Here is a 24805-nt window from a genome sequence, read left to right on the forward strand (position 1 = left end):
CATAATAATGTGTTATTTAAAGTACTGAAATTATCATGACGCTCAGAGAAATCCTGAAAATTCCCAATGTCCGCTACTTCTTGATGTTCAGAAGTAGTTACTTTGCGCGTTTTTATTACCCTATTTTCACCCTACTCTATTTAGACTACGGCTTAACCCTTTCTCAATTTGCCATGCTCAACGTAGTTTGGGCGGCGACCATCGTGCTTGCAGAAGTTCCATCTGGGGCGTTCGCCGATACCTTAGGTCGCAAAAAGCTTGTGGTGTTGTCTTCGATTGTGATGTTCATTGAGATCGCGATGATCGCGCTCGTGCCGACCGGAGACGCTAACTTGGTGTTCATGGTCTTCTTGGTCAACCGGATACTCAGCGGGCTAGCAATGGCACTGGCAAGTGGAGCCGACGAGGCACTGGCTTACGACACTTTGAAAGAGCAAGGTAACGAAGAATTATGGCCGCGAGTGTTACAAATCCAGCTTCGTGTCGCCTCTAGTGTGGGTATCTTTGTCACCTTGATTGGTGCTGCGATGTACGACGTGAATTTTATGGCGAACATCTTTCATGCCCTCGGATTAGCAGAGCCAGAAAGCACCAAAGACCTCATGCGCATCCCTGTTTTCGCTACTCTGTTTGTCGCTATGATCGCCATTTATGCCGCAGTTAACATGCGCGAAGAGAAAAAGGTGATGCCAAGCGACCAAACCAAATTAGCAACCACCATCGCCAGCCTTAAATTAACGGCTGACACAGGTAAGTGGGTACTTGCTACGCCTTACGTGCTGTTCATCTTGCTGTACTACAGTCTGTTCGAACACACTTCACGCATGTTCTTAACCATGAACAGCCAATATTATCTCGCCATCGATATTCCTATTATCTACTTCGGTTTTATTGGCGCAGGAATCAGTTTGCTCAAAATCATATTGGCGGGACAAAGCCGTAGATTGGCAGAAAGCATCGAGCCTAAAACCTTCATTGTGGTCATGGGGTTAGCGAGCATGGCGACCTACTATTGGATCAGTTTAGGTTGGTCGATTTATGGCGTAATTCCTGCGCTGGTGCTGATCTTTATCATCATGACGATGAACATATTCATTAGCTACCATCTGAACAAAAAGACCGAGTCACACAACCGAGCGACCGTCCTCAGCTTCAAAGGCCTGATGTTTAACCTTGGGTATGGCTTGATCGGTATTTTGTATGCCTACTACTATAAGTTGGTCTCTAATAATTACACCGAGCAAGAGATAGAACAGAACCTCGCCTTCCTAGCATCGCTATCTTCGTTCTGCTACTACTTCGCCTTATTGTTCGTTTTGATTAGCGCGTTGTTCTATTTCAAAAACAAGAAACAGCCGATCTTTTGAAAAAAGCGTCGATCTTTTCAAGAACGTACTGATACCGAATAGAGAGTAAAAGTGAGCCTCTGGCTATAAATAGACCATGTCGCTTCTTATCATGTGATTTTTTGTTAAGATAATCATCAAATTACATTACACATGGAAGCGTCATGTCTTTTAGTTGGATAGCCTTTACTCTTCTCGCAGCCTTCAGCCAATCTTGGCGCAATGCATTTCAAAGTAAATTAGCGGGCACAATGAGTGTGGCTGGCGTGACGTTAGCTCGCTTTATTTGGGCAGGCCCAATCGCGCTTATTTATCTCTATTCGCTGTACCAATGGCAACCAGTCTCAGTGCCTAATTTTTCCGGTGAGTTTGTTTTCTACATTGTTGCTGCTGCGATTATGCAGATCCTCGCGACAGGCTTGATGGTGATGCTGTTTAAACTAGAGAACTATGCAATAGGTGCAGGGCTAGCCAAATGTGAGGCTCCGGTTTCAGCGGTATTGTCCGTACTGTTTTTTGGCACCGCTCTGACTATTACTGGGTGGGTTGGTGTACTTGTTGGTACCTTGGGCGTGTTGATCATGAGCAGCTCTTCCGGCTGGCGAAGCCTCTCTCCCAAAGTCTTTCTCTTAGGTATGGCTTGCAGCACCGCCTTTGCTTTAACGTCTCTTTGGGTTCGAGAAGCCAGCTTAAGCATCGGCCTACCCTTCCCTCATAGCGCTGCATGGGTGCTGTTCCTCGTCATTTCCCTTCAGACAGTGATTATCTGTACGTATCTCTTTTTCAGAGAACGCGACACATTGCGCCAGATATTTACCAAGTCGAAACTGGTGGTGATGACAAGTCTAGCAAGTGTGATTGGTTCTCTTGGCTGGTTTAGCGCGATGTCACTTCAAGCCGTGCCTTATGTAAAAACATTAGGGCAAATCGAAGTGGTCTTTATGGTATTAATCTCTTACTTCTGGTTAGGGCAAAGCATTGCTCGCAAAGACATTCTTGCGCTGATCTTGCTTTCTATCGCCGCTGTGTTGGTAATGTGGCAGTAGTTTGACCGACGCTACCAAGGTAAGTATTGGCCGAACAAAAGTGAGCAAACTGACCTTTAATCCATACTCATGATAAATACATCACGCCGCCATATAAGTTTTACGGTGGCGTAAAATGATAAGAACCACTTCCACATAGTTTCTATAGTGCACGTATCAGCTATTTGTAATCTCCACTTACCCAATAGGATACAGCCAAATGAAAACACTCGCTCAAATCGCACTAGCAACAATCGTATTTACAACCTCACTAATGGCATTCGCAGAACCTGTGACCACAAACGAAGCCCAATCAGAAGCGTCGACCATAACAGTGAAGCATGAAGCAATGACAGTGACGCTAACAGATAAGCATTTTGTGCCTGTAGATGAAGAAGAAACCGCTGAGACTCAGAAGCTAACGCAAAATCACAATACCGACTCATCACCACAACCAGCAATATAGTGTTAGCACCAATAAAGACTGATCACGGATTTACTCATCATCGAGAACGTTCACACTGGCTTAGGTGTGGACAGCATCGATGAAAAAGCAACAACAAACAAGCAGCTCAGCACTACAGTTAATTTCTTGTCAGAAAATCGATAAGCACGGCATCGATGACTAGTATTAAGCTTAGATTCAACCATAATCTAATTATTATTAACGGTAGCTTAAATGGTTTGTTTAATGGATCTCAACCTTCTCAAAACTCTAGATGCGGTAATGAAAGCTCGTAGTGTGAACGTTGCAGCGGAAGCATTAGGGATTTCAGCCCCTGCAGTAAGCCAATCCCTCAACCGGTTAAGAGAACAATACAACGACCCTTTATTCATACGCGAAGGACGTGGTATTACTCCGACAAACTTTGCTGTTGAGTTGCACGCGGAAGTGCAAGAGCCTTTGAATTTACTCTTAAATGGGTCTAAATCTCGCCAACACTTTGATGCCCAAAATAGTCGCCGTACCTTCCGAATATCCAGCCACAAAGACATCGATATATTGGTCGTTCCCACATTAACCAAGTATCGAACCGAGCATGCGCCCAACACCAATATTGAAGCTGACATTGAGCACCTTGATGAGCAATCACGACAAGCCGATTTAAGACAACGAAAAGTCGATGTTATTTTGTCGACGGTTCCCTTAGAGGAGCATGGTTACTACAACGAGAAACTGTTTGAACAACGCCTTGTGGTGGTTCTGAATGCGAGTCACTCTCGAATTCAAGACAGTATGACGATGGAGCAGTTTTTTGCCGAAGAACACATCATTTGGCAAACACAAAGAATGAATAACTACACCCTTGATTCAGTCAGTAACGTACCGCTACCTGTACGTAAAATTGCTTACAGAACAAGTTCCGCACTCACTGGATTGGTATTGGCTAGCCAGACAGACTGGCTGTGTGTAACAGCGAATTCCATTGCAGAGAAAGTATCCAAAAATGATAAATATCGAATTGTTGAGTTACCATTTTCAACTGAGCCAGTGCCCATTTATATGACTTGGCATCATTCTCAGCGTAATGACAATGGACATAAGTGGTTTCGTGATGCGTTAATTTCCGCCACTCAATCCCTCACTTAAGCCCACTCCTTCTCTAATTAAGCCCCTTATCTCTTTAATTAAGCCAAACCGCACTCTGGATTAAGTAATACTTAAATGTCATTTAACCTTTACCCTATCGATTGGGTAAGGGTTAACTTTTATGCTCTCTGATTCTGCTGAAATTAATGGTCGATTTCATCTGTAATAGAGAGAACATTATGAACCTTACTTTAGATTACTTATCTTTGGGTATTCTGATCCTCGTACTACTGATTTTGGTGTACGGACTCATTGTTATTCACGATATTCCTTATGAAATTGCTGTAAAACGCAATCACCCCCATCAAGATGCCATCCACGTAGCCGGCTGGGTCAGCCTCTTTTTCTTACACGTCATGTGGCCACTACTTTGGGTTTGGGCCATGTTGAGTGAGCCTTTGAGAACAACGAATACAGAACAATCAAAGCTCGATGAGCTGGAAAAACGTATCGATGCGCTGCAAGCAAAAAGCGAAGGGGAACAGTAATGGAAACGTTGATAATTTTAAGCTATGTCGCACTGTGTGTGATTGTATTTCGTGTATTGAAGCTGCCTAAAAACAAATGGACAATTACCACCGCGACTGTCATCGGGGCTTTTTTAGTCGGTTGGATATTCTTATACATGGCGATGTATCAACCAGTAGCAAGAGTGGCCGGTGTATATAGTGTTACCACCCCAATCACCTCAGAAGTTTCGGGTGAAGTCACCGACGTTTTTGTGCGAGGCAATGTTGCTTTGAAGAAAGGCGCTCCTCTGTACCAAATTGACCCAACTCCATTTCAAGCAACAGTAGACAGAGCCAAAGCAGAAGTCACTGCGGCGAACGCCACCATTGATGAATTGCTTCTATCTAAACAAAACATCCGCGAATCAATCAAGAAAACACAAGCTCAACTTGTCTTCAATGAAAAGGAATTGAGCCGTTTTATCGAGCTGGCAAAAAGTGATTTCGCCTCTCAAACAAAAGTAGACAAATTTACTGACTCCATTGCAGAGCTCAAAGCAGTTCAGGCACAAAACCACATTCAATTGAACGTGGCTGACTCGAAGATTGCACAACAATTGGCCGCAAAAAAGGTTCACCTTGCCGAGCTCGATAAAGCTCAGTTCGACCTCAATAAAACGTTGGTGGTTGCGCCGACAGATGGCTATGTCACACAGGTAGCGTTGCGCCCAGGCATGAAAAGCCGTGTCGTCCCTTTCCAAGGAAACCTAACTTTTGTACATGACGAATCTAAAACCATTGTCGCTGCATTCAAACAAAACCCAGCGCGTTATATCAAACCCGGCTACGAAGCAGAAGTGACCTTCAAAACCATTCCCGGTCATGCTTACCGAGCAAAAGTCGTCGATGTATTAGACATCTTCAAACAAGGTGCCGTCACACCATCGGGTAATCTAAATGATCCTCTTCAAAGAGTCGGTGGTCGCGTATTAGTGAAAGTTGAGCTTGTTCAACCTGAGCTATTGGATGGTCAACCTATCCCTGCCGGTACAGACGCGCATGTCGCCGTGTATTCACCGAAGTGGGAAATGTTCTCTATCGTACGCAAAGTAATTCTACGCATGCAAAGTTGGCAAAACTGGGTTTTTGAAGGTTAGCGTTTAGCACTCAAAAACAATAACTTATGAATTTAATGCCATTGAATTCAAACCAGTAGAGAAACCAGAATGAACTCAATTCACATCACTAATACAACCGTAAAGAGCGTGCTTGTCGCGCTCTTATTGCTCTTCACGAGTATGACGTTTGCTGGATACATAGTGTTTTACGATAACGAAGCACAACTTTCAGCTGACAACGCTATCGACAAAGGAGACGCCGTGTTAATCATTGACGAAGACGATGTAATCCAAAGCAAAGACCTTTATTACTGCGATATCACTATCATCCAACAACGATTACTAAAATAGCCCTGAAGTATGGCGGTAAGGTACATAGACGCGCTTAAGTTACTTGGTTGAATGGCACCTGTCTGGCATTATGCGCCCAAGAAATACGTGGTTATTACACGGTACAGAATGAACGAAGGTAATCAGTGGTAGAAAACGGCCAACAACTAAGTAACCAATACGACGAACATGGTTACTTTGTTATCAGAAATTATTTCGATGAAGCTCAGATTGCATCGCTTAGAGAAGTCGTGCTCAAATTCCATGAATCATGGAAAGCAGACAACGAAGAGTTCTATCAAGAAGAGGCATTTAACTCATCTTTGATTACAGGCAGCGAGTATCTACCCGCCGACGATAGAACCGTACTGTTTGACTTCATCAGCTCAAAAAAAGTCATGGAAGTGGTCGATGCGGTCATACCGAACAAACCTGCATTCATGAACACGCAGCTGTTCTTCAACCCTGTGAACCCTCAACAAAAAGACTTCTGGCATCGCGACTGTCAATACGACTATGACATTGATGACCAAATGAAAGTCATCATGGAAACCCAAGTATTACACCTCCGTGTACCAATATTTGATGAGCCTGGGATGGAACTTGTCCCCGGAACACACAAGCGCTGGGACAACGAAGAAGAATACAACGTTCGCCAGGAAGAGAATGGAAAGGTAAGCAGCGATGACATCTCTGGCGGCAAGCAGATACCGTTAGCAGCCGGCGACTTGTTGGTGTTTTCAGCGGATATGATCCACAGAGGTCGATACGGATTAGATCGTTTAGCATTGGATATTTTAATCTTTGATTCAGCAGCAGACTATGTCGACTACGTTGATGACGACTGTTTACCAACGTCAGCAATGCTAAGCAATATTACTGATCCAAGACTGTTTATGAACACGCTACACTTAAAGTCGATGCAGTGCTCGTAAGCGATTAACACAGTTACACCGAAGGTCACGTGACTTAAAAATAATAACAAATATGTTCACATTTAATTCATAGCGCTCGCAATAAGATAGCTTCATATTCAATATTCGAGATAAGCCATATGAAAAAATCAATTACTAGTATTTCACTACTTACAGCACTTGTTTCGGGTACTGCTTTAGCTGAAGTGAATGGCGAAGATTTTAACGAGTTCCCTAAACAAGATGCTGCGCACTGCTTTGGTTGGGCGGCAGGCTTAGATAAAGACCAAGACTACGCCAAGTTTATTGTAGAACTATCGAAAGATCGCACAGTGAGTGTCAAAGAAGACCCTTATATAATGGAAGAGTTCGGCACTGCAATGGGTTATTCAGAAGCGATGTTAGAATTTGCTGGGAAAGAAGCTGCGGACGCAAAATATAAACTAGTCTGCGAACCAATCAAACAAAGCTATGGTTTTTAATCGCGGAGTTTCACAGCTACGCCAAGTAAGTTTGGTGAAAACTTTATTTAAAGGCTCCACATGGAGCCTTTAAAATGAGCTAATTCAGTCATGAATCCGGATAGCCAAATTTATTTATAGCCCTCGCGATTTTCATTCCATGTATTCAGCTCAATAAAGAACAAATTTTAACTGAACCAAGCAACAACTCTTTCTTTCAAGCTCACATTCTTCCGCCAAATCCAATACAAGCCTTCCTCTAACTCTTCAACGCTCATACGACTTGGTTGATACACCGGGTGGCTACCATCGTACTTGGACCAATCTTTAGTAAGGAGTCGCCCCTCTCGCTCTAACTGATTAAAAGACTCAGAACCGGGAAACGGAATCATGTAGTGTGGGATCACCTTATCAACCTTGATATCTTCAACGAACTTCTGTGTTTGTTTGAAGATAGAAGTGTCATGTTCATCAAAACCGAACAAGAAATCTCCCCATACTTCAATGCCATGTGATCTTATCTCAGCAATGTACTCTTTCATCTTAGAGGGTTTCACAAAGCCTTTCTTTTGTGCCTTTAATGCCTCTTCAGATGGTGTTTCGATACCTAACAATACCGCTTTGAACCCTGACTTCACCGCTGCACTAAGCAACTCTGTGTCGCGAGCAATCAAAACTGTTGTTTCCCCGTAAAAGCTCATCTTAAGCGGCTTAATGGCTTTAAATAGAGCCATAGCATATTCACGGTCATGAGTGAGGTTGTCAGAGTGCAGCTCAACCCACTCAACACCTAATGTCTTGAGATACTCTAATTCACTGACGATATTTTCAATTGGCCTTTTCTGGAACTTATCAAAGAACCTTGGCACCAAACAGAAGTTACATTTGAATGGACAACCTCTTGTCACAACTACTGACCATGTATAATTGTACGCTTCTGGATTGATGATATCTGTTGGATATGGGTTGAGCATACTGAGCTCGACAGGCTCAGAGCTTTCATAAATAGGTTGTAATGAACCAAACTCTGCGTCGCGTAGTAGCTGAACCCAGTAGTTCTCAACTTCTCCCATCACCAAACAATCCGCATACACTGCCGCTTCTGTAGGATTAAACTTAGTATGTAACCCACCGAGTATGACTTGCTTGCCTTTTTTCTTATATTTGGAAGCGAGTTCGTAAGCCCGATAAGCATCAGGCGTCGACATAAATATCACCACCAAATCGGCATCAGTATAAAGATCGGCTTTTGCACCTATGGTTTCATCAACCATATCTAATTCGTACCATTTTGGTGTTGCAGCAGCGGCTGAAAATATGTTTTGTGGAGGGCCACCAGTCGAGGCTTTGTATTTTGAGTAATCGCTGCCAGCAGACGCTTTAATTAAATAGATTTTCATAACGTGTCCTAATCATTCACTTATGCCTAGCTACAAAGAACTAAAGAACTCAAAGACCCTATTGTCCATATAGAAATATATCCCTCCCATCACAAACCAACTGATGATGATCAAGGTAAACAAAACTGGATGATCTTTTAGCTCAATACGTTCAACAAAAAAGGCTTCTTTAGCACGAAGGTTTTCCCACCCCCAAAACCAGCAAAATAACCCCCAAATCAGAAGTAGATGAAACTTAAGAGCAAAAAAACACATGGTCAGAGCCAGCAATGTTTTCCACTTAGACATTACTTTAGGCATGTTCATCTTTCTTAACTCCTAGTCATCAAACTAGGAATCATTGTAGATAGGTGTTGGTCAACTTTTGGTTAACTATTTTCAATTTGAACAATAGATTGCCAACAGCATCAATGTTGATCAATATTATCGACTCAAGACTGTTTATGAACACGCTACACTTAAAATCAATGCAGTACTCATAATCCATGAAGGTACCCGAACCATGACTGACACTAAGCAAAATACCCGAATTAGCCAGTTTCGTTTCGGTCAGCCGAAAGAGTCTCTCAAGCTAGAGCATGTCGCTTTAAGAGCGCTTGATAAAGATAAGGTTCGAGTACGAATTGAAGCGACCAACATCAATCCTAGTGATCTGTTGTCGATTTACGGTGTGGGGCAATACAAACACAGCCACCAGCCACCGAGAGTTCCGGGGTTTGAAGCGGTAGGAACGGTTATGGAGTCTGGCCATTCTGAGTTTCTTCTGAACCAGCGAGTGCTTATAGCAACAAGCGGCACATGGCAAAGCTATATCGATGTGTCACCAGACAACCTCTTCCACATTCCTCAGCACCTAGATAATGGCTACGCCTGTCAGTTGTACATTAATGCGCTCACCGCGTGGGTACTGACGACGGAAGTGGCGAAGTTGACCAAAGAAGATGTGTTGATCATCAATGCTGGCAGTTCGGCCATCGGCAAGATTTTCTCTCAGTTGTCGGAATCACTTGGGTTTCAAATCATTGCCGTGACGTCACAACCTGAGCGCACTCAAACGACTTCATGTTATGTGCTGGATGCCAAAAGTGATTTGGTTGCACAGATTCAACAGTTAGGTTTACCTCGACCGACTGTTGCCTTTGATGCGATTGGCGGAACGCCCGGAACCGAACTTATTCGTACCCTTGGCAGCCAAGGGCGTTTGATCAACTATGGCACGCTTTCGCTCGACTTTTATGAACCGCGATTCTTCGAGCACGCAAAAAAACAAGCTATCGATTTCAGTACTTTCTTCTTACGTTATTGGGAAGAGGCTGAGGGGAAAGATGTCCGTCGTAACAAGTTCACTACTATGCTGGACCATTTCATCACCAACGACATACAGCTCGACGTCGACCGCTGTATTCCACTAAGTGAAGTTCAGACTGCTATTGATCTTATTGAATCAAAAACCACACAGCTGAATGGCAAGATCATCTTACTTCCGGTTTAGGTAAAAGAGGCACTTTTATATCAGAAGTGTCGCCGGAGAAAGATTGGGGGGTAACGTTTTTGGACAGCAATGAGTCAACAACCCAAAGAACAAACGCGAGATCTACTGATTCTCGCGTAACCTTTCCACTTACTGGTGCACTTTCTTGCTTACCGGCTTTAAAGCTTTCATAACTGACGACTGTTTCCACATACCCACACCTGTTAAAGCAAGCGCTGGTATTAGCCCCCATAACGTAGCTGTAATATATGCTTCATAGTTTCCTAAGGGTGAATAGAAAGCCGCACCAACTAATAGTGCTAACGCGATGTGTACCCATCTCAAAATTATTCTTATGTTCTTACCATTCATGATGCTTTCTTTCTGCTGTTATTTTAAGTTCTATGATAAAGCTGCTTTAGCTATAGTTCTTATAATTGCGACAGACGGTATTTACAGAGCGTGAGTTGCTGCACCTTACGATAAATGGGGGAATTCATTACAAGTGCCAATATAGACACTCGAACACTCAATGATGCAGCAGCTTGTCGGTGATGGAGGAAATCCTACGAAATTGGGTTTCTTTCTACTTACAATCAATGTCTTATAAAAACAACAGTGCGTCTTCTAATTCCAGACCAAAGTAACGGATAGTTGTGAGTCCGTACTTTACTGAATTAGTATTCAATACATTTTCGTAATACCAAGTTTTTGTTCAGTAAACGAAGCGACTCTTCCAGAACCCCAAATTATTAATAATAACAATCCTCGGTCTTAACCCTGCCTTAACCATGTAGCTGCTATTCTTTTTTTATGTTTGTAATTATGCTTCTAGGATAAGGTTTCATTATGTCTCTACCCCACGCGTTAAGATTGCCTTTGGGTTTACTTCTCTCCAGTTCTCTATTATTAGGCTGTGGCGAACAAGCTATGGAACAACGACCAGCTCCAGGTCCTATTCATGTTGATGTTTTAGATTTGACCCCAACAACACTGCGTTTAACTACCGAGTTGCCAGGGCGAATTACTGCGTTTAAGCAAGCCGAAGTGAGACCTCAGGTAACGGGTATTCTCAAAAGCCGTCTATACAAAGAGGGTTCTCAGGTAGAAGCCGATGCAGTACTTTATGAAATTGACCCAACCACTTATCAATCCAACGTTAATAGCGCACAAGCCCAATTAGCGAAAGCACTCACGAGCGAAGATACCGCTCGAAAAACGGCACTTCGTTATAAAGAACTATTAAGAAAAAAACTGACCAGTCAGCAAGATTTTGATGATGCCGATGCGCTTTACAAAGAAGCTCAAGCTGAAGTCGCGATCCGCCAAGCGGAATTGGATTATGCCAACATTGAACTGTCTTACACCAAAATCAAAGCACCTATCTCAGGTCAAGCTGGCCTCTCTTTGGTATCTGAAGGTTCTTTGTTGACCTCTGAACAGTCTTCTTACCTGACGACAATTGTGCAAACCGCAAATGTTTACGTGGATATGCAGCAATCTTCGTTAGCGATTACCAAAATCAAAAAAGAGTTTGCGACCTTCACCGACAAAGATGCGGAGATCCCAGTAACCATCACGTTAGAAGACGGCAGTGCGTATGATGAAGTAGGCCATTTAGAGTTTTCCGACACGCTAGTCTCGGACTCAACAGGTACAGTAACGCTACGTGCCATCATTCCAAACCCTGACAATACTTTACTCGCAGGTATGTACGTTCGCGCCCATATTTCAATGCCAGAAGCACGAGGCTACCTTGTCGTTCCTCAATCTGCAGTGGTAAGAAGTCAGTCTGGTGAGCCTTCCGTTTTTGTGGTCAACCAAGACAAAAAGACAGTAAAAAAATCAGTGGTTCTCAGTAATGAAGTTGGCAACGGTTGGGTAGTTAAAGAAGGACTATCTAGCGGTGAGCAAATCGTCATCACTAATATTATCAACATGAAAAATGATATTGCAGTTGTTGTCGATAGCAGTACAAGCAGCGCTGTTCCTGCTTTGGCGAGCGAGGAATAAACCATGTCCTTATCGAACTTTTTTATTAACAGACCGATCTTTGCTTGGGTGATATCCATTGTCATTATGCTTTCAGGCATTGCGGCTATCGTCTCTTTGCCAGTCGCACAATACCCAACAATTGCACCGCCAGCCGTGACCATTTCAACGTCTTACCCTGGTGCTTCAGCAAAAACAATTGAAGACAGCGTTACTCAGGTCATCGAACAAGGCATGACAGGGTTAGATAACTTGTTATACATGGCGTCTAAAAGTGACTCTTCTGGTAGTGCGAGTGTTACCTTGACGTTTAGTGCAGATACCGACCCCGATATCGCTCAGGTACAGGTGCAGAACAGCTTACAGCAAGTGAGTAATCGCCTGCCGACAGCGGTACAAAATCAAGGTACTTCTGTCACCAAGAGTACGTCAGGTTTTATGTCGGTAACCAACTTATATTCTCCTGACGGCAGCATGAGTGCGGGAGATATTCAAGATTACGCTAACTCAAACATTAAGGACATCCTAAGCCGTGTGAACGGTGTGGGCGAAGTGACTATTTTCGGCCCATCTTATGCGATGCGTATCTGGTTAGACCCTGCAAAATTGAACAGCTATAGCCTTACGCCTGTTGATGTTTCGAATGCAGTATCGGTTCAAAACAGCCAAGTTACCGTTGGGCAATTAGGCGGAACGCCTGCTGTTGATTCTCAGTTAATTAATGCCAGTATCACGGCGCAAAGCCTACTAACCAGCGTTGAAGAGTTTGAAGATATCTTAATCAAAGTCGACAGTGACGGCTCTCAAATTAAGCTCAAAGACGTCGCACGTGTCGAGTTAGCCAGTGAAGAATCTTCATCTATTCCTGCTTACATGGGTAAGGACTCTTCTGGTATTGCTATCACCCTTGCTACCGGCGCGAACTCGTTAGACACACAAAATGCGGTTGATGCAAAACTTGAACAACTTTCAAAAGGTTTTCCGGATGGACTAGAACTGGTTAAAACCACCGACAATAACTTATTTATCCGTTTATCCATCAGTGAAGTGGTCAAAACCCTTTTTGAAGCGGTTGGGCTTGTATTTGTCGTAATGTTGCTGTTTTTGCAAAACTTACGAGCAACTTTAATCCCAACCATCGCCGTACCAGTCGTACTGCTTGGCACCTTCGGTGTTATGGCCATGCTGGGGTTCTCGATCAATACACTCACCATGTTTGGTTTAGTCTTGGCTATCGGCCTTCTGGTTGATGACGCCATTGTTGTTGTGGAAAACGTTGAACGTTTAATGCATGAAGAGAACCTATCTCCTCTTGAAGCAACCAAAAAATCAATGGGACAAATTACCAGTGCCTTAATCGGTATTACGATGGTGTTGTCGGTTGTATTTATTCCTATGGCCTTCATGTCAGGGTCAACGGGCGTTATCTACCAACAATTCTCTTTGACGATTGTTTCAGCAATGGTGTTATCTGTTGTTGTGGCATTGATTCTGACTCCCGTATTGTGCGCAACGCTTCTAAAGCCTGTCGATAAAACATCGAGCAATAAATTTTTTGCACTGTTTAACCGAGGGTTCGACAAGCTCTCCAGCCAATACCGAGGTTCAGTTAAACACGCTTTACAACGTCCACTGCGCTTCGTTTTTGTTTATCTAATGCTTTTTGCCGGCACGGCTTACCTATACAACGTGCTACCAAGTTCATTTTTGCCAAATGAAGACCAAGGTGACTTCATGGTGATGGTCACCACACCAACAGGGACCACATTACAAAAAACGCAAGAAGTGATGTTGGATATCAAAGATTATTTTGAAGAGAACGAATCACATACTGTCGATCACGTGTTTACCGTGTCTGGATTCAACTTTTCAGGCTCTGGGCAAAATGCAGCGATGGCATTTATTGGCATGAAAGATTGGTCAGAAAGGACTAAACCCGGAACCGATGTTGATTCCATTATCGGCCGTGTAATGGGTGAGTTTTCAAATTACAAACATGCACAAATCTTTGCTTTTAGTAGCCCAGCAATTCGAGAACTTGGTACTTCAACGGGTTTTAACTTCTACCTAGAAGACGTGGGGGCTGTTGGCCATGACAAACTGATTGAGTTCAGAAACCAGTTACTGGCGGCGGTGGCTCAAAGTCCATTATTGCAAAGTACACGACCAAACGGCCTTGAGGATACCGCGCAACTATTCCTTGATGTCGACTATGAAAAAGCCAAAGTGCTAGGTCTAGAAATTGATGACATCAACCAATCATTGTCAATTGCTTGGGCATCGTCATACGTGAATGACTTCATCGATCGTGGTCGCTCTAAGAAGGTTTACATTCAAGCCGATGCTGAATATCGCATGACACCAGAAGACCTGAACTTATGGTTTGTGCGTAACAACAACGGTGAGATGGTGCCAATCTCAGCTTTCAGTACTTATCACTGGGGTCAAGGCTCACCACAGTTACAACGTTATAACGGCAACCCTGCAGTAGAAATCGTCGGTGAAGCAGCTTCTGGTTACAGTACTGGTGAAGCGATGGATGAAATCGATAGATTAGCCGCAGAGATTTCAAACGATGTACAGGTGAGCTGGACGGGAATGTCCTATCAAGAGATCGAAGCTGGAAACCAAGCGCCAATTCTGTACGCGATCTCCATCTTGATGGTTTTCCTCTGCTTAGCCGCTTTGTATGAAAGCTGGAGCATTCCAATTGCGATTATTCTGGTGGTTCCATTAGGGATACTCGGCGCACTGGCTGCGATCATGTTGCGAGGTTTAGAAAACGATGTGTACTTCCAAGTAGGCGTTCTAACTACCATTGGTTTGACCGCCAAGAACGCAATTTTGATTGTTGAGTTTGCAAAAGAGCTTTATGAAAAAGGCGTCAACATTATTGATGCAACGGTACAAGCCTGTGAAATGCGTCTGCGCCCGATAATCATGACATCACTGGCGTTTGGACTCGGCGTGTTGCCTTTGGTGCTGAGTACGGGAGCGGGTGCTAATGCTCGTAACGCGATTGGTACGTCTGTTCTTGGCGGCATGATGGGAGCGACGTTATTGGTCATTTACTTCGCGCCATTGTTTTTTGTCTTGATCTGCAAACTGTTCAAGTCAGATGACAAGGCAGAAATCGCAAACAAAGCCGAACAACCAAACTGAGCAATCACAAAATCAAGTACTAACAAAATGAGACATGGTGAGCCTAGGAGTGGCTCATCATTACTCTCTAAACATTTTCAAAGGATAGAAATGACAAACAAACGTACCTCTCGTATTGGAACACTATTATTAGTCATCGCTTTTGCTGCTGTGCTAGTGGTTGCGCTAATGATCTTTGGAGCTCGCATGGGCTTATGGGATCCTATTGTTGGCTTTGGTTATATTCGCAATTATCTCAACCCAATCGGCCTCTCTTTGCTCGCGTTAAGTACCCTCGGGATCATCTACCAATGTGTTACTCGTAATCGTACTGGGGCTATCAAATCTCTGGTTGCGGCATTCATAGGGCTTGGCCTCGTCGCGCCAATGATCCATGGCATGATTCACCCCATGAAACGTGGGCCTGCAATTCATGACATCACAACCGATACCACAAACCCACCTAAATTTTTGGTGCTGGATGATACGCGTGCCGGTGCCAAAAACTCTCTGATTTATGCAGGGGAGGAAGTTGCAGCAGTACAGAGGAAGTTGTACCCATACATTAAGCCAATTCAGTCTAACCTCTCTGCTGAAGATGCATACGAAAAAGCTCTGGATGTTGCGCAGAAGAAAGGTTGGGAAATTGTTGCAAGATTCCCTGAAGCATTACGCTTTGAAGCGACAGCTCAAACGACGTTCTTTGGCTTTATGGACGATGTGGTCGTTCAAGTTACCCCAATAAACAACAAAAGCCGCATCGATATTCGTAGTGTGTCTCGAATTGGTCGCAGTGATAAAGGTGCCAATGCAGGCCGAATTGTTAAGTTCACCGAAAGTTTTAACCAGTAATCTGTTTTCGTAACAACAACGGAATTCATTAAAGGATGAATGTATATGAACCTGAAAAATATAACCAAAATCATTGTTGCATCTAGCTTAATTGCTGCCCCTTCATTTCTCTTTGCAGCAGAGCCAAATGTGCCGACAGAACCTCCGTACATTGTATTAAGTGATAATTTAGATGAGCCAAACGGTTATGGATTTTGTATTGATACCTACGGCCCTGGTCAATCCGAATTAATGCAGACCCACACCTGTAAGCCCAAAGCGCCCGAAGGTTCTCCTCGTAACTATTCTGGTCATGATGTGAGATTTGAATACGACAGCGAAACGCACAAGATTCAATCCTATGCGTTTGAGGGACTGTGCATGCAAGGGCTTCTTGCGAAAGGGAAAAGTGAACTCGCGTTACTAAAGTGTAGCGACGCAAAAAGCCAAGGTTTTGTGTATAGCGAAAATGATCAAACCATTCGATTAAAAGCGGACTCTAGCTACTGTTTGGCAGTGACATCAGAAACTCAAGAAGCGGGCCCATGGGTGAAACCTCCACTTGAACTGATTCAGTGTGAGGAAGCAAAACCGGTTCTAATGAAGTGGACTGTTGTTTCTAAGTAACAAGTACTCATTGGTTAATCTATTTGTTTCACAACCCAATGCTTTATAGGTGACATTGCATATATGTAACGTCACATTTATTGTTGAATGAAAGATTGAGATTTTCAATACGTCACTCTACCTGAGTATTAAACACCTAACTTTTCCGTCAATTCTATAAATGATGTTTCGGTATTTTTACCTGACGTGTCGATTTTAATAACTTCAGTTTTCCATTCCTCATAGTGACGATTCTTTACTTGTTGCCAATCAGGTAGCTTTAGGTTTTCGACTTCACTTTGTCGAGTGATGACCCTTCTTTCATGTTCCTCACGATCAGAGCAGCTAACTTCAATATTGACAAACCTAGCACCAACACTTTCCGCTACCTCTTGCCACTCGTTTCGAGTTAGCTCAATTGGATTACAAGAGTCAGAAATGCAGCTAATACCTAACGCCAAATTGTCTTTAACAATACGGTAACTTAAACGATAACCCTCACCTTCAACTTTGAAGCAACAAAGATCTCTAAGCCCTTGCTCTACAGTATCAATGCGAACATACATCGCTCCCGTTTTCTCTGCTAACAACTTCGCTAATGTCGATTTCCCAGAAGCTGGGAGACCCGAAAATATATATAAAACAGGTTGATTCAATTGATTTTCGCCTTTTGCATAAACTTCATTCAGTACAGATCTTATCTGCATTCTACATCCAGATAATTTCGTCTTCTATGCAACACCTTTAACGGAGCATGTGTGATTAAAAACACTAACAAGCTATGGGAAAAAAATATGTTAGGGATACAGCTTTCGCTCGCCTTATCCTCACACAAAATAATCTTCATCCAGATACCAAGCGTTGGAATTGGCTACCCTTAGATGCCGTAAAAAACCTTCTAATAAATAACCCAAGGCGATGTGATAATTCAAAGACCCAACGAGAGTCCGAATTCCACCTCTCACTGATCTATTTCTCTCTTATCAAAGTACAAGTTATTAATAATTCGATATAAATCGCTCTCTTATTTGAAATTGTTGTCTACAGTTTGATAGTCATTGTTGGATACAAGGAGAGTAAATGGAAAACCCAGTTGTCACACTTAAACAGGCCAGCAAAAGCTTTGTTGACGGCAAAGACACTCATAACGTGTTAGAGAGCGTCGACTTCACTTTAGCGACGGGCGCTAGTGTGGCTTTGACAGGAGCAAGTGGCAGCGGGAAAAGTACTCTACTCAACCTAATAGCAGGCTTTGAACCACTTTCAGGAGGTGAGTTGTGGCTCGATGGTAAAAACACATCAGCTTGGAAAGACCCACATTGGAGTCGCTACCGCCATCAAAAACTGGGGGTTATCTTCCAGCAGTTCAACTTGTTAACCCCACTCAACGTAAAACAAAACATCGCCTTTCCGTTGCATTTGAATCAACAAAAATGGGGCGACTGGTGTGATTATTTAGTGGAAGCGCTAGGCATCAGTGAACTGCTCGATAGACATGTATCAGCACTCTCTGGCGGCCAGCAACAACGAGTGGCGATCGCACGTGCATTAGCCCATAAACCGAAACTGCTGCTTGCCGATGAACCCACAGGCAACCTCGACCACAAAGCCGGTTTAGAGGTAATGAGGCTATTGAACGAAATCACCACACAAGGCAACACCGCCGTATTACTGGTTACACACAGCCCTGAATGTGCCAATTTTATGCAGACTCAACTGGTGTTAGATGATGGAGAGTTAAAGCGTGTAGAGCTAAACCAAAATCAAGCCAGTGAGAAGCCTCATGCTGCAATCTAACTTAACTCACTGTAGGTTAAATCACGCCTGGCTGACTCACACAAAACTTACGCTAAACCTATTCGCTGCGCACTATCGCCAATCGCCCTTACAAGCGGCGGCCATCTTGATTGGTATCGTGTTGGCGGTCACCCTGTTTGTCGCGGTGCAAGCCATCAATCTGAATGCCAAACGTAGCTACGCTGAATCCACCGAACAACTGAGCGCTCAAGCGCAAAACCTGATCATTCCACCAGCAGGGCAAAACTACTTACCAGAATCGCTCTACTTCAAGCTAAGACAAAATGGCTTGAGCGCAATATTGCCTGTGATTGAAGGGCGAGTGAGAGACGATCAAGGTCGTCGTTGGTCTGTACAAGGCAGTGAATTGATCGCTGCTCTCACCTCACGATCTCGCTATTCTACCGACAAGCCAGCCGAAAACGATGGAACCTCAGAAGACAGTCAAAACATATCCCTATTCGACAACGCCTTACCGCTTCCTCAATTGTTAGCTGGCAAGCCCATCGTGATGATGAGCCAGTCGCAACACCAAAGCTTAGACGAAGTAGAAACACTCACTTTGGATGAAGTAGTCACCCAAGTGGTAGTGCTGCCCGATGAATGGCAACTGGGTAGTCGTATGTTGATGGACATTGGATTCGCCCAACAACTGCTGAATAAGCAAGGTCAGCTGAGCTACATCGCTGTTTTTGATACCAAGAGCCACGCGCAAGACAAATGGCAGAATCTGATCGCAGAGCAAGGGCAATGGATCACCAATAATCAAAGTACCGATCTCGGATCTATTACCGACAGCTTTCACCTCAACCTCACTGCCATGAGCTTACTGGCGTTCTTGGTTGGTTTGTTCATCGCTTACAACGGCGTGAAGTACAGCTTGCTCAAACGTAATCGGCTGTTAGTACAAATTCAGCAAGCCGGAGTTTCACCAAGCATCGTGTTCTCTGCTCTGCTAATCGAGCTCACTGTTTTAGTCACACTAGGCGCATCACTCGGTTTCATTTTGGGTATTCAGGTGAGCCATTGGCTACACCCAACCGTAGCGATAACCCTTGAACAGCTTTATGGCGCAACGCTATTGCCCGGTACATGGCAGTGGCAATGGTTAGCACAAGCCTTATTGCTTACGTTGGCGGCTACGTTAATCGCATGTTGGCAACACTTTAAGCAGCGCATTCGACAACCGCTCTCTTCTTATGGTGGTTTTTACCAAGCGCCAGAGGCTTCAAACGAAAACCAATTGTTTACCATCGGCGTAGTGCTGACCGTTATCGCATTGGTGGGCTTATGGCTCAGTGAGCATCATCGCTTCACCATGGCGTGGCTTGGTCTATTAGTGGTGTCGATTCCTTTGTATCTCCCCAAAACGCTCAGCGTGTTAGCAAATTGGAGCGAACAGCGCACTCAGTCAGGATTGATGCAGTACCTGTTTGCTGAACTGCGAGAGCTGATATCTCCACTATCCCTCGCGATGATGGCGCTGCTGCTTGCGGTTACCGCCAACATGGGAATGAATACCTTAGTCGGAAGCTTTGAATCCACCCTAAAGCAATGGTTAGAGCAACGACTGCATGCCGACATTTACGTTAGCCCTGCTCAGGGTGAAATCGCTAATGTCGAGCGCGCATTAGAACAGTTTGAGAACGTTGAAACCGTTTATAAACAATACTATGTCGATGATAACTTGCAGGGCCTGCCCACGTTACTCGGCACCAAAGACAAAGATACATTAGAGCAAACCATGGTGTTCCAATCGCAGCTTGATAACTTCTGGTCACGCTTTTACCAAGGTGAGTTAGTGGCGATCAGCGAACCCACGGCGGTGAAGCTCGGATTATCATTGAACAGCAAACTTGAACTCGACTCTATTCCAGACATATCACTGGTGGTTGGTGCGATCTTTCACGATTACGGCTCCCCTAATGGCGAAGTGTTGCTTGCCCCTAATTTATGGCTTGAAAGCGGCTTTACGGACTTACCCACCAGCTTGGGAGTCAAAGTCTCTGGCGACCCACAAGTGGTATACGAGCAACTTCGCCAACAACTCAATTTGCACCCAAGTCAGCTTTACGACCAAGCACAGATCAAATCACTCGCGTTGGATATCTTTTCACAAACCTTCGCCATCACTCGTGCGCTTAATGGCGTTACATTAATGGTCGCCGTCATTGGCTTGTTCTGTGCGTGTTTCATGTTGCTTGATGCTCGTAAGGCCGCCATCGCAAGGTTGTATGCACTAGGTGTCAACCGTAAGAAGCTGATGGCGATGGTGCTCGGGCAAATCGTTGTGCTTGTGGCTTTTACTCTGGTTATCGCCATACCGCTCGGTGCTATGGTCGGTTATGTGTTGACGGACATCGTTACCCTGCGCGCCTTTGGTTGGAGTCTAAATTACGTATGGAACTGGAGTGATGCCCTCGGTATTGCCGCCATCACGATTCTAGTGGCGGTGATTGCGACCTTAATTCCACTGTGGCGTTTAGTCAGTAAACCCGTGGTATCCAGTTTGCAGAGCGAGGTGTTGTGATGACTATTAACGCGAAGAGTAAGCTAATCAAAATATCCGCAGTCTTGCTTAACCTGTTATTTCTGTGGGGTTGTGAGAGAGCCGATCCAAAATTAGCTCAAAATATGGGGGCAATACTCGGTGGTAACAATGAGAAAAAGCAGAATGAGCAATTCACACCGGTAGTTAAAGGCGTAGAGATCACTTTCCCTGCCGACCACCAAGCACACCCAAGATTTCGTCATGAATGGTGGTATTTAACCGCCAACCTCATTGATGAAAATGGCAATACTCTGGGGGTGCAATGGACACAGTTCCGCTTTGCCTCAACTCCAGAAAATAGCACCGAACAAACAAAGCAAACCGCATGGCAAAGCCAACAGATCTACATGGCGCACAGTGCGGTCACAACCGAAGACAAACATTATGCCGATGAAAAATGGTCTCGTGACCAAGCAGAACTGGCAGGCGTGGATGCTTCACCATTTCGTGTCTACCTTGATGATTGGCAGTGGAACTCTTCTACCGATGATCTCTTCCCTACGACACTGAATGCCAATTCAGAACAATTTGGCTACTCGCTAATACTCACCAGTAACTCGCCATATCAGAAACAAGGCGAGCAAGGCTACAGCACCAAAAGTGGCGATGGCAAAGTGGCTTCCTATTACTACAGCCAGCCATTCATCGATGTATCAGGCGAAGTAACGATTGATGGCGTGACACATCAGGTTTCGGGCGAAGGTTGGATAGACAGAGAGTGGAGCTCGCAGTTCTTACTCGACTCGCAACAAGGCTGGGATTGGTTTGCACTAAGGCTCGATGATGAAACCAGCTTAGTCGTGTTCCAACTACGAAACTCAACAACAGGCGAAGCCAGTTATGCTCACGCAAGGTTAATGCAACAAGATGGTTCTGGCATTGCGATTTCACAGCAAGACATCAGACTAACCGCCATCAAGCAAACAGAAATCGATGGGCGCGATTATCCAACAGAGTGGCAGGTTTCAATTCCAAGCCAGCAAATAGAACTGACAGTCTCGGCACTGAACCCCAAAGCAAAAATGCCACTATCGGTTCCCTATTGGGAAGGGCCTATTGTGATTGAAGGAACATACTCAGGCACGGGTTATATGGAGCTAACGGGGTATTAGGCATACCGGCACGAACCGTCTTAATACGGCACTATGCGCCTACTCAAATTTTACCGCTTTCTCCTATGTTAGAATCCTATTTTTACGTTGAAGTAGCTTATGAACCACAATCATTTCCAAGGTAAATACGAAGTTGAGCTTAAGTATCGTCTTGACTCGAAATCGACCTTTCTTGAAGTCTTACAGTTAATGCCTCACGAAGTTATGCTCGAAGATAATGTTGAATGTGACTGGTATTTTGATTTATCAGATAAAACCTTACATGCCGAGAATAAAAGCGTGTGTATTCGGACGATGGAACCTTCGGGTATCAAGTTGTGGATAGTAAAAGGCCCTGAGTCAGACCGATGTGAAGCGACAAATATTACTGACGCCTCGAAAGCTCGCAGCATGTTGGAAACCATGGGATTTGAAGTGGTGCTAAAAGCGGAAAAAACACGGAGCATCTACTTTGTTGGAGATTTTCATATTACCGTCGATTCCTTGGCGGGTATCGGTGATTTTGCTGAGTTCGCAATAATGACAGATGATGAATCTATGTTATCGGACTACAAAGTTGAACTGGAAGGTCTGGCGAATGAATTTGGTTTAACACCAAAAGCCTTGCAAACGAAATCATACAAGCAAATGTTCGTGGAAAAAGGAGCATAGCAAGAGGCTATGGCGTCGATAGTTCGTTTTGGGCGCTCTTTTTCCAGTTTCCTATCGAAAATAGTCGTTGTTAAGTAGCTTCAAATACCGATTCACATTAAAAAGCCATCACGAAGATGGCTTTTTAATACGGATTACAGAGGCGTACCTACTGCTTAGCATTGTTCAGACGACCAATCAACCGTTACATCTACTGCCATAAATATCGTTTACCCAGCCTGGGTTATCAATCAACGGGTTGCGGTTGCCTTGCCATTGCACGGCTTTTTCATGGCGGTTACGTTCCCAATTGTCTACTGGGTCAGCGTTATGCCATTGGAGTAATGTGCATAGCTTTCCAACCTTAGGCTTACCTGACGTACTCGAAACATCATCAACCAGATACAAGTCAGGCATGTTTGCGTTGTTACCTTCATAACGCACAGCCATGTAGAAAATCGAACGAGCAGTATCACCCTTAACGGCATCTCTAGGTTCAAAGCTGTCGTAATCGGTTTTGTTCAGTGGAGATTTTTTCAATGGCGAGCCGCCAAAATCAAAGTCTTTGTTTGAGCGGATTGAGTTAATCTCTGCATCGGTTGGCTGTAGGTGGTGGATATCGGTATAGCCCCACTGGTCTTTACGCTTGAAACCAAAAGATTTAGGCCAAAGGTGCTCACGGTTCCATGCATTTTTATCGTTATTTCCCGACGACGTAAAATCTTTAGATTGTGAACGGCCGCTGTAATACAGAATAACGTTGTTCGAGTTATTCGGGTCTTCATTGGTGTCTTTTAATGCAGACCAAACTTGGCTATACGACAATTGTTTTTGCCCACGAGCAGCAATGACACCAAGCATGTCTTTTAAAGCATTTCCACTCAGCCCTTCAGCTTCGAGGTAATAGCCGTCAGGGAATGTAGTATCGGCAAGCGCAACTGGACTAAGAGCTGTAGAAATTAGGAAAAGGCTTAGATTTAAACGCATTTTCATTGTTTTAGTATCCTTATTATTGTTTTAATCACTCACTATTGATGAGTGCCCTAATACTCTACAAAACACAATTTATATGCAATCGGTTTATTTATAAAAAGGGGAATCTAGCACTTTATTATTGAAGGGGTAAATATCCAGCTCTCGATACGCTATTACCAGCAATGCACTCTGGAGAATTTGGTTTAGCAATACTTCTCGTTACTTACCGATGACAGATATCCGCTTTTCAAACTGATGCCTCTCCATACACAAACTACAACAATCTGTTCTTATATTGTTCTGGTGTTTGGCCAGAATATTTCTTGAACATACTAATGAAGGGGCTGGCTTGGTTGTAACCTAATGTGAGGGCGACTTCTTTAACCGACTGGCCGTTTCTTAATAGATCCATTGAGTACAGGTAGCGAACTCTTAGTCGCCATTCGGTGAAGCTCATTCCCAATTCACTTTGGCAATGACGCGACAGAGTACGCTCGGTGGCGTGTACTTTCTCAGCCCAGTCTTTTAACGAGATATCGTCTGTTGGATTCTCTTCTATCGCCGCAAGAATGGGAGCAAGATACTTGTTATCCGTTGAGGGCAAGAAGTGATGCTCGACTTGGCGTTCTGCAAGTTGATCGAGCAATACCTGAACAAGCCTTTGATCTTGTTCGCTTTGTGCGACGTTGATATCACGCTGGCGAAAGTCATCAATGATCGAGGAGACGATTGGGGTGATCTTAATGAGGCTGGTTTTCTCCGGCAGATGCTGAGTTAACTCATGGGCAATATTCAATGAACAGTAGTCCAATGGCTTACGGTTGTAACTGCAGTGCATGACCCCAGCTGGCACCCAAATCGCTAGATGTGGTGGCGCGAGAAAGCGTATGCCTTCGGCTTCCATTTCAAGAATCCCACCGCTGATCAACTGAACCTGTCCCCAAGGGTGGCTATGTATACGAGTTTCAGTGTTCGATAAAAAAGCTTCGAAATTCATAAATACATTGGATGGTGCCTTATCGATTGATAAGGATGGATGAAGGTTTCTTGAGTGTTTTTTCAAAC

The 24805-nt window shown here is 44.1% G+C and carries 24 protein-coding genes and 1 pseudogene; 19 read left to right on the top strand and 6 right to left on the bottom strand.

The window, feature by feature from the left end:
* Positions 1-35: 35 nt before the first annotated feature.
* The 9 genes from BCT49_RS22200 (at position 36) to BCT49_RS22240 (ending at position 7255) form a co-directional block, all read left to right on the top strand.
* Positions 36-1367: an MFS transporter gene (locus BCT49_RS22200; RefSeq protein ID WP_102438234.1), complete on the top strand. Its 1332-nt coding sequence runs from the start codon at positions 36-38 to the stop codon at positions 1365-1367.
* A gap of 143 nt (positions 1368-1510) precedes the next feature.
* Positions 1511-2392: a DMT family transporter gene (locus BCT49_RS22205; protein ID WP_102438236.1), complete on the top strand. Its 882-nt coding sequence runs from the start codon at positions 1511-1513 to the stop codon at positions 2390-2392.
* Between the two features lie 199 nt (positions 2393-2591).
* Positions 2592-2837 carry a hypothetical protein gene (locus tag BCT49_RS22210; RefSeq protein ID WP_102438238.1) on the top strand — a complete coding sequence of 82 codons (246 nt, stop codon included), beginning with the start codon at positions 2592-2594 and terminating at the stop codon, positions 2835-2837.
* 225 nt (positions 2838-3062) lie between these two features.
* Positions 3063-3962, top strand: a complete 900-nt coding sequence (locus BCT49_RS22215) for a LysR family transcriptional regulator (RefSeq protein WP_102438240.1) — start codon at positions 3063-3065, stop codon at positions 3960-3962.
* A gap of 179 nt (positions 3963-4141) precedes the next feature.
* The gene (locus tag BCT49_RS22220; RefSeq protein WP_102438242.1) at positions 4142-4450 is read left to right on the top strand and encodes a DUF3302 domain-containing protein; all 309 of its coding nucleotides are present in this window, start codon (positions 4142-4144) and stop codon (positions 4448-4450) included.
* Positions 4450-5568 carry an HlyD family secretion protein gene (locus BCT49_RS22225; RefSeq protein ID WP_102438244.1) on the top strand — a complete coding sequence of 373 codons (1119 nt, stop codon included), beginning with the start codon at positions 4450-4452 and terminating at the stop codon, positions 5566-5568. The genes BCT49_RS22220 and BCT49_RS22225 overlap by 1 nt, the downstream gene beginning before the upstream one ends.
* A gap of 69 nt (positions 5569-5637) precedes the next feature.
* A complete protein-coding gene (locus BCT49_RS22230) occupies positions 5638-5880 on the top strand; it encodes a hypothetical protein (protein WP_102438246.1) in 243 nt (80 codons plus the stop codon).
* A gap of 125 nt (positions 5881-6005) precedes the next feature.
* Entirely contained in the window at positions 6006-6794 is a 789-nt protein-coding gene (locus tag BCT49_RS22235) for a phytanoyl-CoA dioxygenase family protein (protein ID WP_102438248.1), read from the top strand.
* Between the two features lie 119 nt (positions 6795-6913).
* Positions 6914-7255: a hypothetical protein gene (locus BCT49_RS22240; RefSeq protein WP_102438250.1), complete on the top strand. Its 342-nt coding sequence runs from the start codon at positions 6914-6916 to the stop codon at positions 7253-7255.
* Positions 7256-7422: 167 nt separating this feature from the next.
* Here BCT49_RS22240 and BCT49_RS22245 read toward each other — a convergent pair whose 3' ends face one another.
* Together BCT49_RS22245 and BCT49_RS22250 are read right to left on the bottom strand one after the other, a co-directional pair.
* Positions 7423-8634: a B12-binding domain-containing radical SAM protein gene (locus BCT49_RS22245; RefSeq protein WP_102438252.1), complete on the bottom strand. Its 1212-nt coding sequence runs from the start codon at positions 8632-8634 to the stop codon at positions 7423-7425.
* A 30-nt stretch (positions 8635-8664) separates the two neighbouring features.
* Positions 8665-8940, bottom strand: a complete 276-nt coding sequence (locus BCT49_RS22250; RefSeq protein WP_102438254.1) for a hypothetical protein — start codon at positions 8938-8940, stop codon at positions 8665-8667.
* An 89-nt stretch (positions 8941-9029) separates the two neighbouring features.
* On the opposite strand from BCT49_RS22250, the pseudogene BCT49_RS26400 reads away from it, so the two are divergent.
* Both BCT49_RS26400 and BCT49_RS22255 read left to right on the top strand, forming a co-directional pair.
* Positions 9030-9116, top strand: a pseudogene (locus tag BCT49_RS26400) (phytanoyl-CoA dioxygenase family protein); the annotation flags it as partial.
* A gap of 20 nt (positions 9117-9136) precedes the next feature.
* Positions 9137-10126 (top strand): zinc-dependent alcohol dehydrogenase family protein, encoded by a 990-nt coding sequence (locus BCT49_RS22255; RefSeq protein WP_102438256.1) that lies wholly within the window; start codon positions 9137-9139, stop codon positions 10124-10126.
* A gap of 129 nt (positions 10127-10255) precedes the next feature.
* On the opposite strand, the gene BCT49_RS22260 is transcribed toward BCT49_RS22255, so the two are convergent.
* A complete protein-coding gene (locus tag BCT49_RS22260; RefSeq protein WP_102438258.1) occupies positions 10256-10477 on the bottom strand; it encodes a hypothetical protein in 222 nt (73 codons plus the stop codon).
* Positions 10478-10954: 477 nt separating this feature from the next.
* Here BCT49_RS22260 and BCT49_RS22265 point away from each other — a divergent pair, with 477 nt between their 5' ends.
* The 4 genes from BCT49_RS22265 (at position 10955) to BCT49_RS22280 (ending at position 16696) form a co-directional block, all read left to right on the top strand.
* On the top strand, positions 10955-12118 hold the full coding sequence (locus tag BCT49_RS22265; RefSeq protein ID WP_102438260.1) for an efflux RND transporter periplasmic adaptor subunit: 1164 nt from the start codon (positions 10955-10957) through the stop codon (positions 12116-12118).
* A 3-nt stretch (positions 12119-12121) separates the two neighbouring features.
* Positions 12122-15259, top strand: a complete 3138-nt coding sequence (locus tag BCT49_RS22270; protein WP_102438262.1) for an efflux RND transporter permease subunit — start codon at positions 12122-12124, stop codon at positions 15257-15259.
* A gap of 90 nt (positions 15260-15349) precedes the next feature.
* On the top strand, positions 15350-16090 hold the full coding sequence (locus BCT49_RS22275; RefSeq protein WP_102438264.1) for a DUF1499 domain-containing protein: 741 nt from the start codon (positions 15350-15352) through the stop codon (positions 16088-16090).
* Positions 16091-16135: 45 nt separating this feature from the next.
* Positions 16136-16696: a ricin-type beta-trefoil lectin domain protein gene (locus BCT49_RS22280; RefSeq protein WP_102438268.1), complete on the top strand. Its 561-nt coding sequence runs from the start codon at positions 16136-16138 to the stop codon at positions 16694-16696.
* Positions 16697-16824: 128 nt separating this feature from the next.
* Here BCT49_RS22280 and BCT49_RS22285 read toward each other — a convergent pair whose 3' ends face one another.
* Positions 16825-17331 (bottom strand): AAA family ATPase, encoded by a 507-nt coding sequence (locus BCT49_RS22285; protein ID WP_102438383.1) that lies wholly within the window; start codon positions 17329-17331, stop codon positions 16825-16827.
* Between the two features lie 424 nt (positions 17332-17755).
* Here BCT49_RS22285 and BCT49_RS22290 point away from each other — a divergent pair, with 424 nt between their 5' ends.
* The 4 genes from BCT49_RS22290 to cyaB all read left to right on the top strand — a co-directional run bounded on the left by BCT49_RS22290 (position 17756) and on the right by cyaB (position 22786).
* Positions 17756-18472, top strand: coding sequence for an ABC transporter ATP-binding protein (locus BCT49_RS22290; protein WP_102438270.1), 717 nt, complete (start codon positions 17756-17758; stop codon positions 18470-18472).
* Positions 18459-21002, top strand: coding sequence for an ABC transporter permease (locus BCT49_RS22295; protein WP_102438272.1), 2544 nt, complete (start codon positions 18459-18461; stop codon positions 21000-21002). Before BCT49_RS22290 ends, BCT49_RS22295 begins: the two co-directional genes overlap by 14 nt.
* The gene (locus BCT49_RS22300) at positions 21002-22135 is read left to right on the top strand and encodes a lipocalin-like domain-containing protein (protein WP_102438274.1); all 1134 of its coding nucleotides are present in this window, start codon (positions 21002-21004) and stop codon (positions 22133-22135) included. The genes BCT49_RS22295 and BCT49_RS22300 overlap by 1 nt, the downstream gene beginning before the upstream one ends.
* A 99-nt stretch (positions 22136-22234) precedes the next feature.
* Complete coding sequence (cyaB, locus tag BCT49_RS22305) at positions 22235-22786, top strand: class IV adenylate cyclase (protein ID WP_102438275.1); 552 nt, start codon at positions 22235-22237, stop codon at positions 22784-22786.
* Positions 22787-22963: 177 nt separating this feature from the next.
* Here the strand turns inward: cyaB and BCT49_RS22310 are convergent, their stop codons facing one another.
* Both BCT49_RS22310 and BCT49_RS22315 read right to left on the bottom strand, forming a co-directional pair.
* On the bottom strand, positions 22964-23758 hold the full coding sequence (locus BCT49_RS22310; protein WP_102438277.1) for an endonuclease I family protein: 795 nt from the start codon (positions 23756-23758) through the stop codon (positions 22964-22966).
* Between the two features lie 256 nt (positions 23759-24014).
* The gene (locus BCT49_RS22315) at positions 24015-24803 is read right to left on the bottom strand and encodes an AraC family transcriptional regulator (protein ID WP_065111466.1); all 789 of its coding nucleotides are present in this window, start codon (positions 24801-24803) and stop codon (positions 24015-24017) included.
* Between the last annotated feature and the right edge of the window lie 2 nt (positions 24804-24805).

This window comes from Vibrio lentus (genome assembly GCF_002875945.1).
Taxonomy (GTDB): domain Bacteria; phylum Pseudomonadota; class Gammaproteobacteria; order Enterobacterales; family Vibrionaceae; genus Vibrio; species Vibrio apostichopi.

Bases quoted from the DNA above. Each gene is read 5' to 3' on its own strand.
- BCT49_RS22260 (WP_102438258.1), bottom strand. From the start codon at position 10,477: ATGAATGGTAAGAACATAAGAATAATTTTGAGATGGGTACACATCGCG.
- BCT49_RS22205 (WP_102438236.1), top strand. From the start codon at position 1,511: ATGTCTTTTAGTTGGATAGCCTTTACTCTTCTCGCAGCCTTCAGCCAA.
- BCT49_RS22240 (WP_102438250.1), top strand. From the start codon at position 6,914: ATGAAAAAATCAATTACTAGTATTTCACTACTTACAGCACTTGTTTCG.
- BCT49_RS22225 (WP_102438244.1), top strand. From the start codon at position 4,450: ATGGAAACGTTGATAATTTTAAGCTATGTCGCACTGTGTGTGATTGTA.
- BCT49_RS22230 (WP_102438246.1), top strand. From the start codon at position 5,638: ATGAACTCAATTCACATCACTAATACAACCGTAAAGAGCGTGCTTGTC.
- BCT49_RS22290 (WP_102438270.1), top strand. From the start codon at position 17,756: ATGGAAAACCCAGTTGTCACACTTAAACAGGCCAGCAAAAGCTTTGTT.
- BCT49_RS22220 (WP_102438242.1), top strand. From the start codon at position 4,142: ATGAACCTTACTTTAGATTACTTATCTTTGGGTATTCTGATCCTCGTA.
- BCT49_RS22250 (WP_102438254.1), bottom strand. From the start codon at position 8,940: ATGAACATGCCTAAAGTAATGTCTAAGTGGAAAACATTGCTGGCTCTG.
- BCT49_RS22295 (WP_102438272.1), top strand. From the start codon at position 18,459: ATGCTGCAATCTAACTTAACTCACTGTAGGTTAAATCACGCCTGGCTG.
- BCT49_RS22245 (WP_102438252.1), bottom strand. From the start codon at position 8,634: ATGAAAATCTATTTAATTAAAGCGTCTGCTGGCAGCGATTACTCAAAA.
- BCT49_RS22265 (WP_102438260.1), top strand. From the start codon at position 10,955: ATGTCTCTACCCCACGCGTTAAGATTGCCTTTGGGTTTACTTCTCTCC.
- BCT49_RS22200 (WP_102438234.1), top strand. From the start codon at position 36: ATGACGCTCAGAGAAATCCTGAAAATTCCCAATGTCCGCTACTTCTTG.
- BCT49_RS22310 (WP_102438277.1), bottom strand. From the start codon at position 23,758: ATGAAAATGCGTTTAAATCTAAGCCTTTTCCTAATTTCTACAGCTCTT.
- BCT49_RS22210 (WP_102438238.1), top strand. From the start codon at position 2,592: ATGAAAACACTCGCTCAAATCGCACTAGCAACAATCGTATTTACAACC.
- BCT49_RS22215 (WP_102438240.1), top strand. From the start codon at position 3,063: ATGGATCTCAACCTTCTCAAAACTCTAGATGCGGTAATGAAAGCTCGT.
- cyaB (WP_102438275.1), top strand. From the start codon at position 22,235: ATGAACCACAATCATTTCCAAGGTAAATACGAAGTTGAGCTTAAGTAT.
- BCT49_RS22300 (WP_102438274.1), top strand. From the start codon at position 21,002: ATGACTATTAACGCGAAGAGTAAGCTAATCAAAATATCCGCAGTCTTG.
- BCT49_RS22270 (WP_102438262.1), top strand. From the start codon at position 12,122: ATGTCCTTATCGAACTTTTTTATTAACAGACCGATCTTTGCTTGGGTG.
- BCT49_RS22280 (WP_102438268.1), top strand. From the start codon at position 16,136: ATGAACCTGAAAAATATAACCAAAATCATTGTTGCATCTAGCTTAATT.
- BCT49_RS22255 (WP_102438256.1), top strand. From the start codon at position 9,137: ATGACTGACACTAAGCAAAATACCCGAATTAGCCAGTTTCGTTTCGGT.
- BCT49_RS22275 (WP_102438264.1), top strand. From the start codon at position 15,350: ATGACAAACAAACGTACCTCTCGTATTGGAACACTATTATTAGTCATC.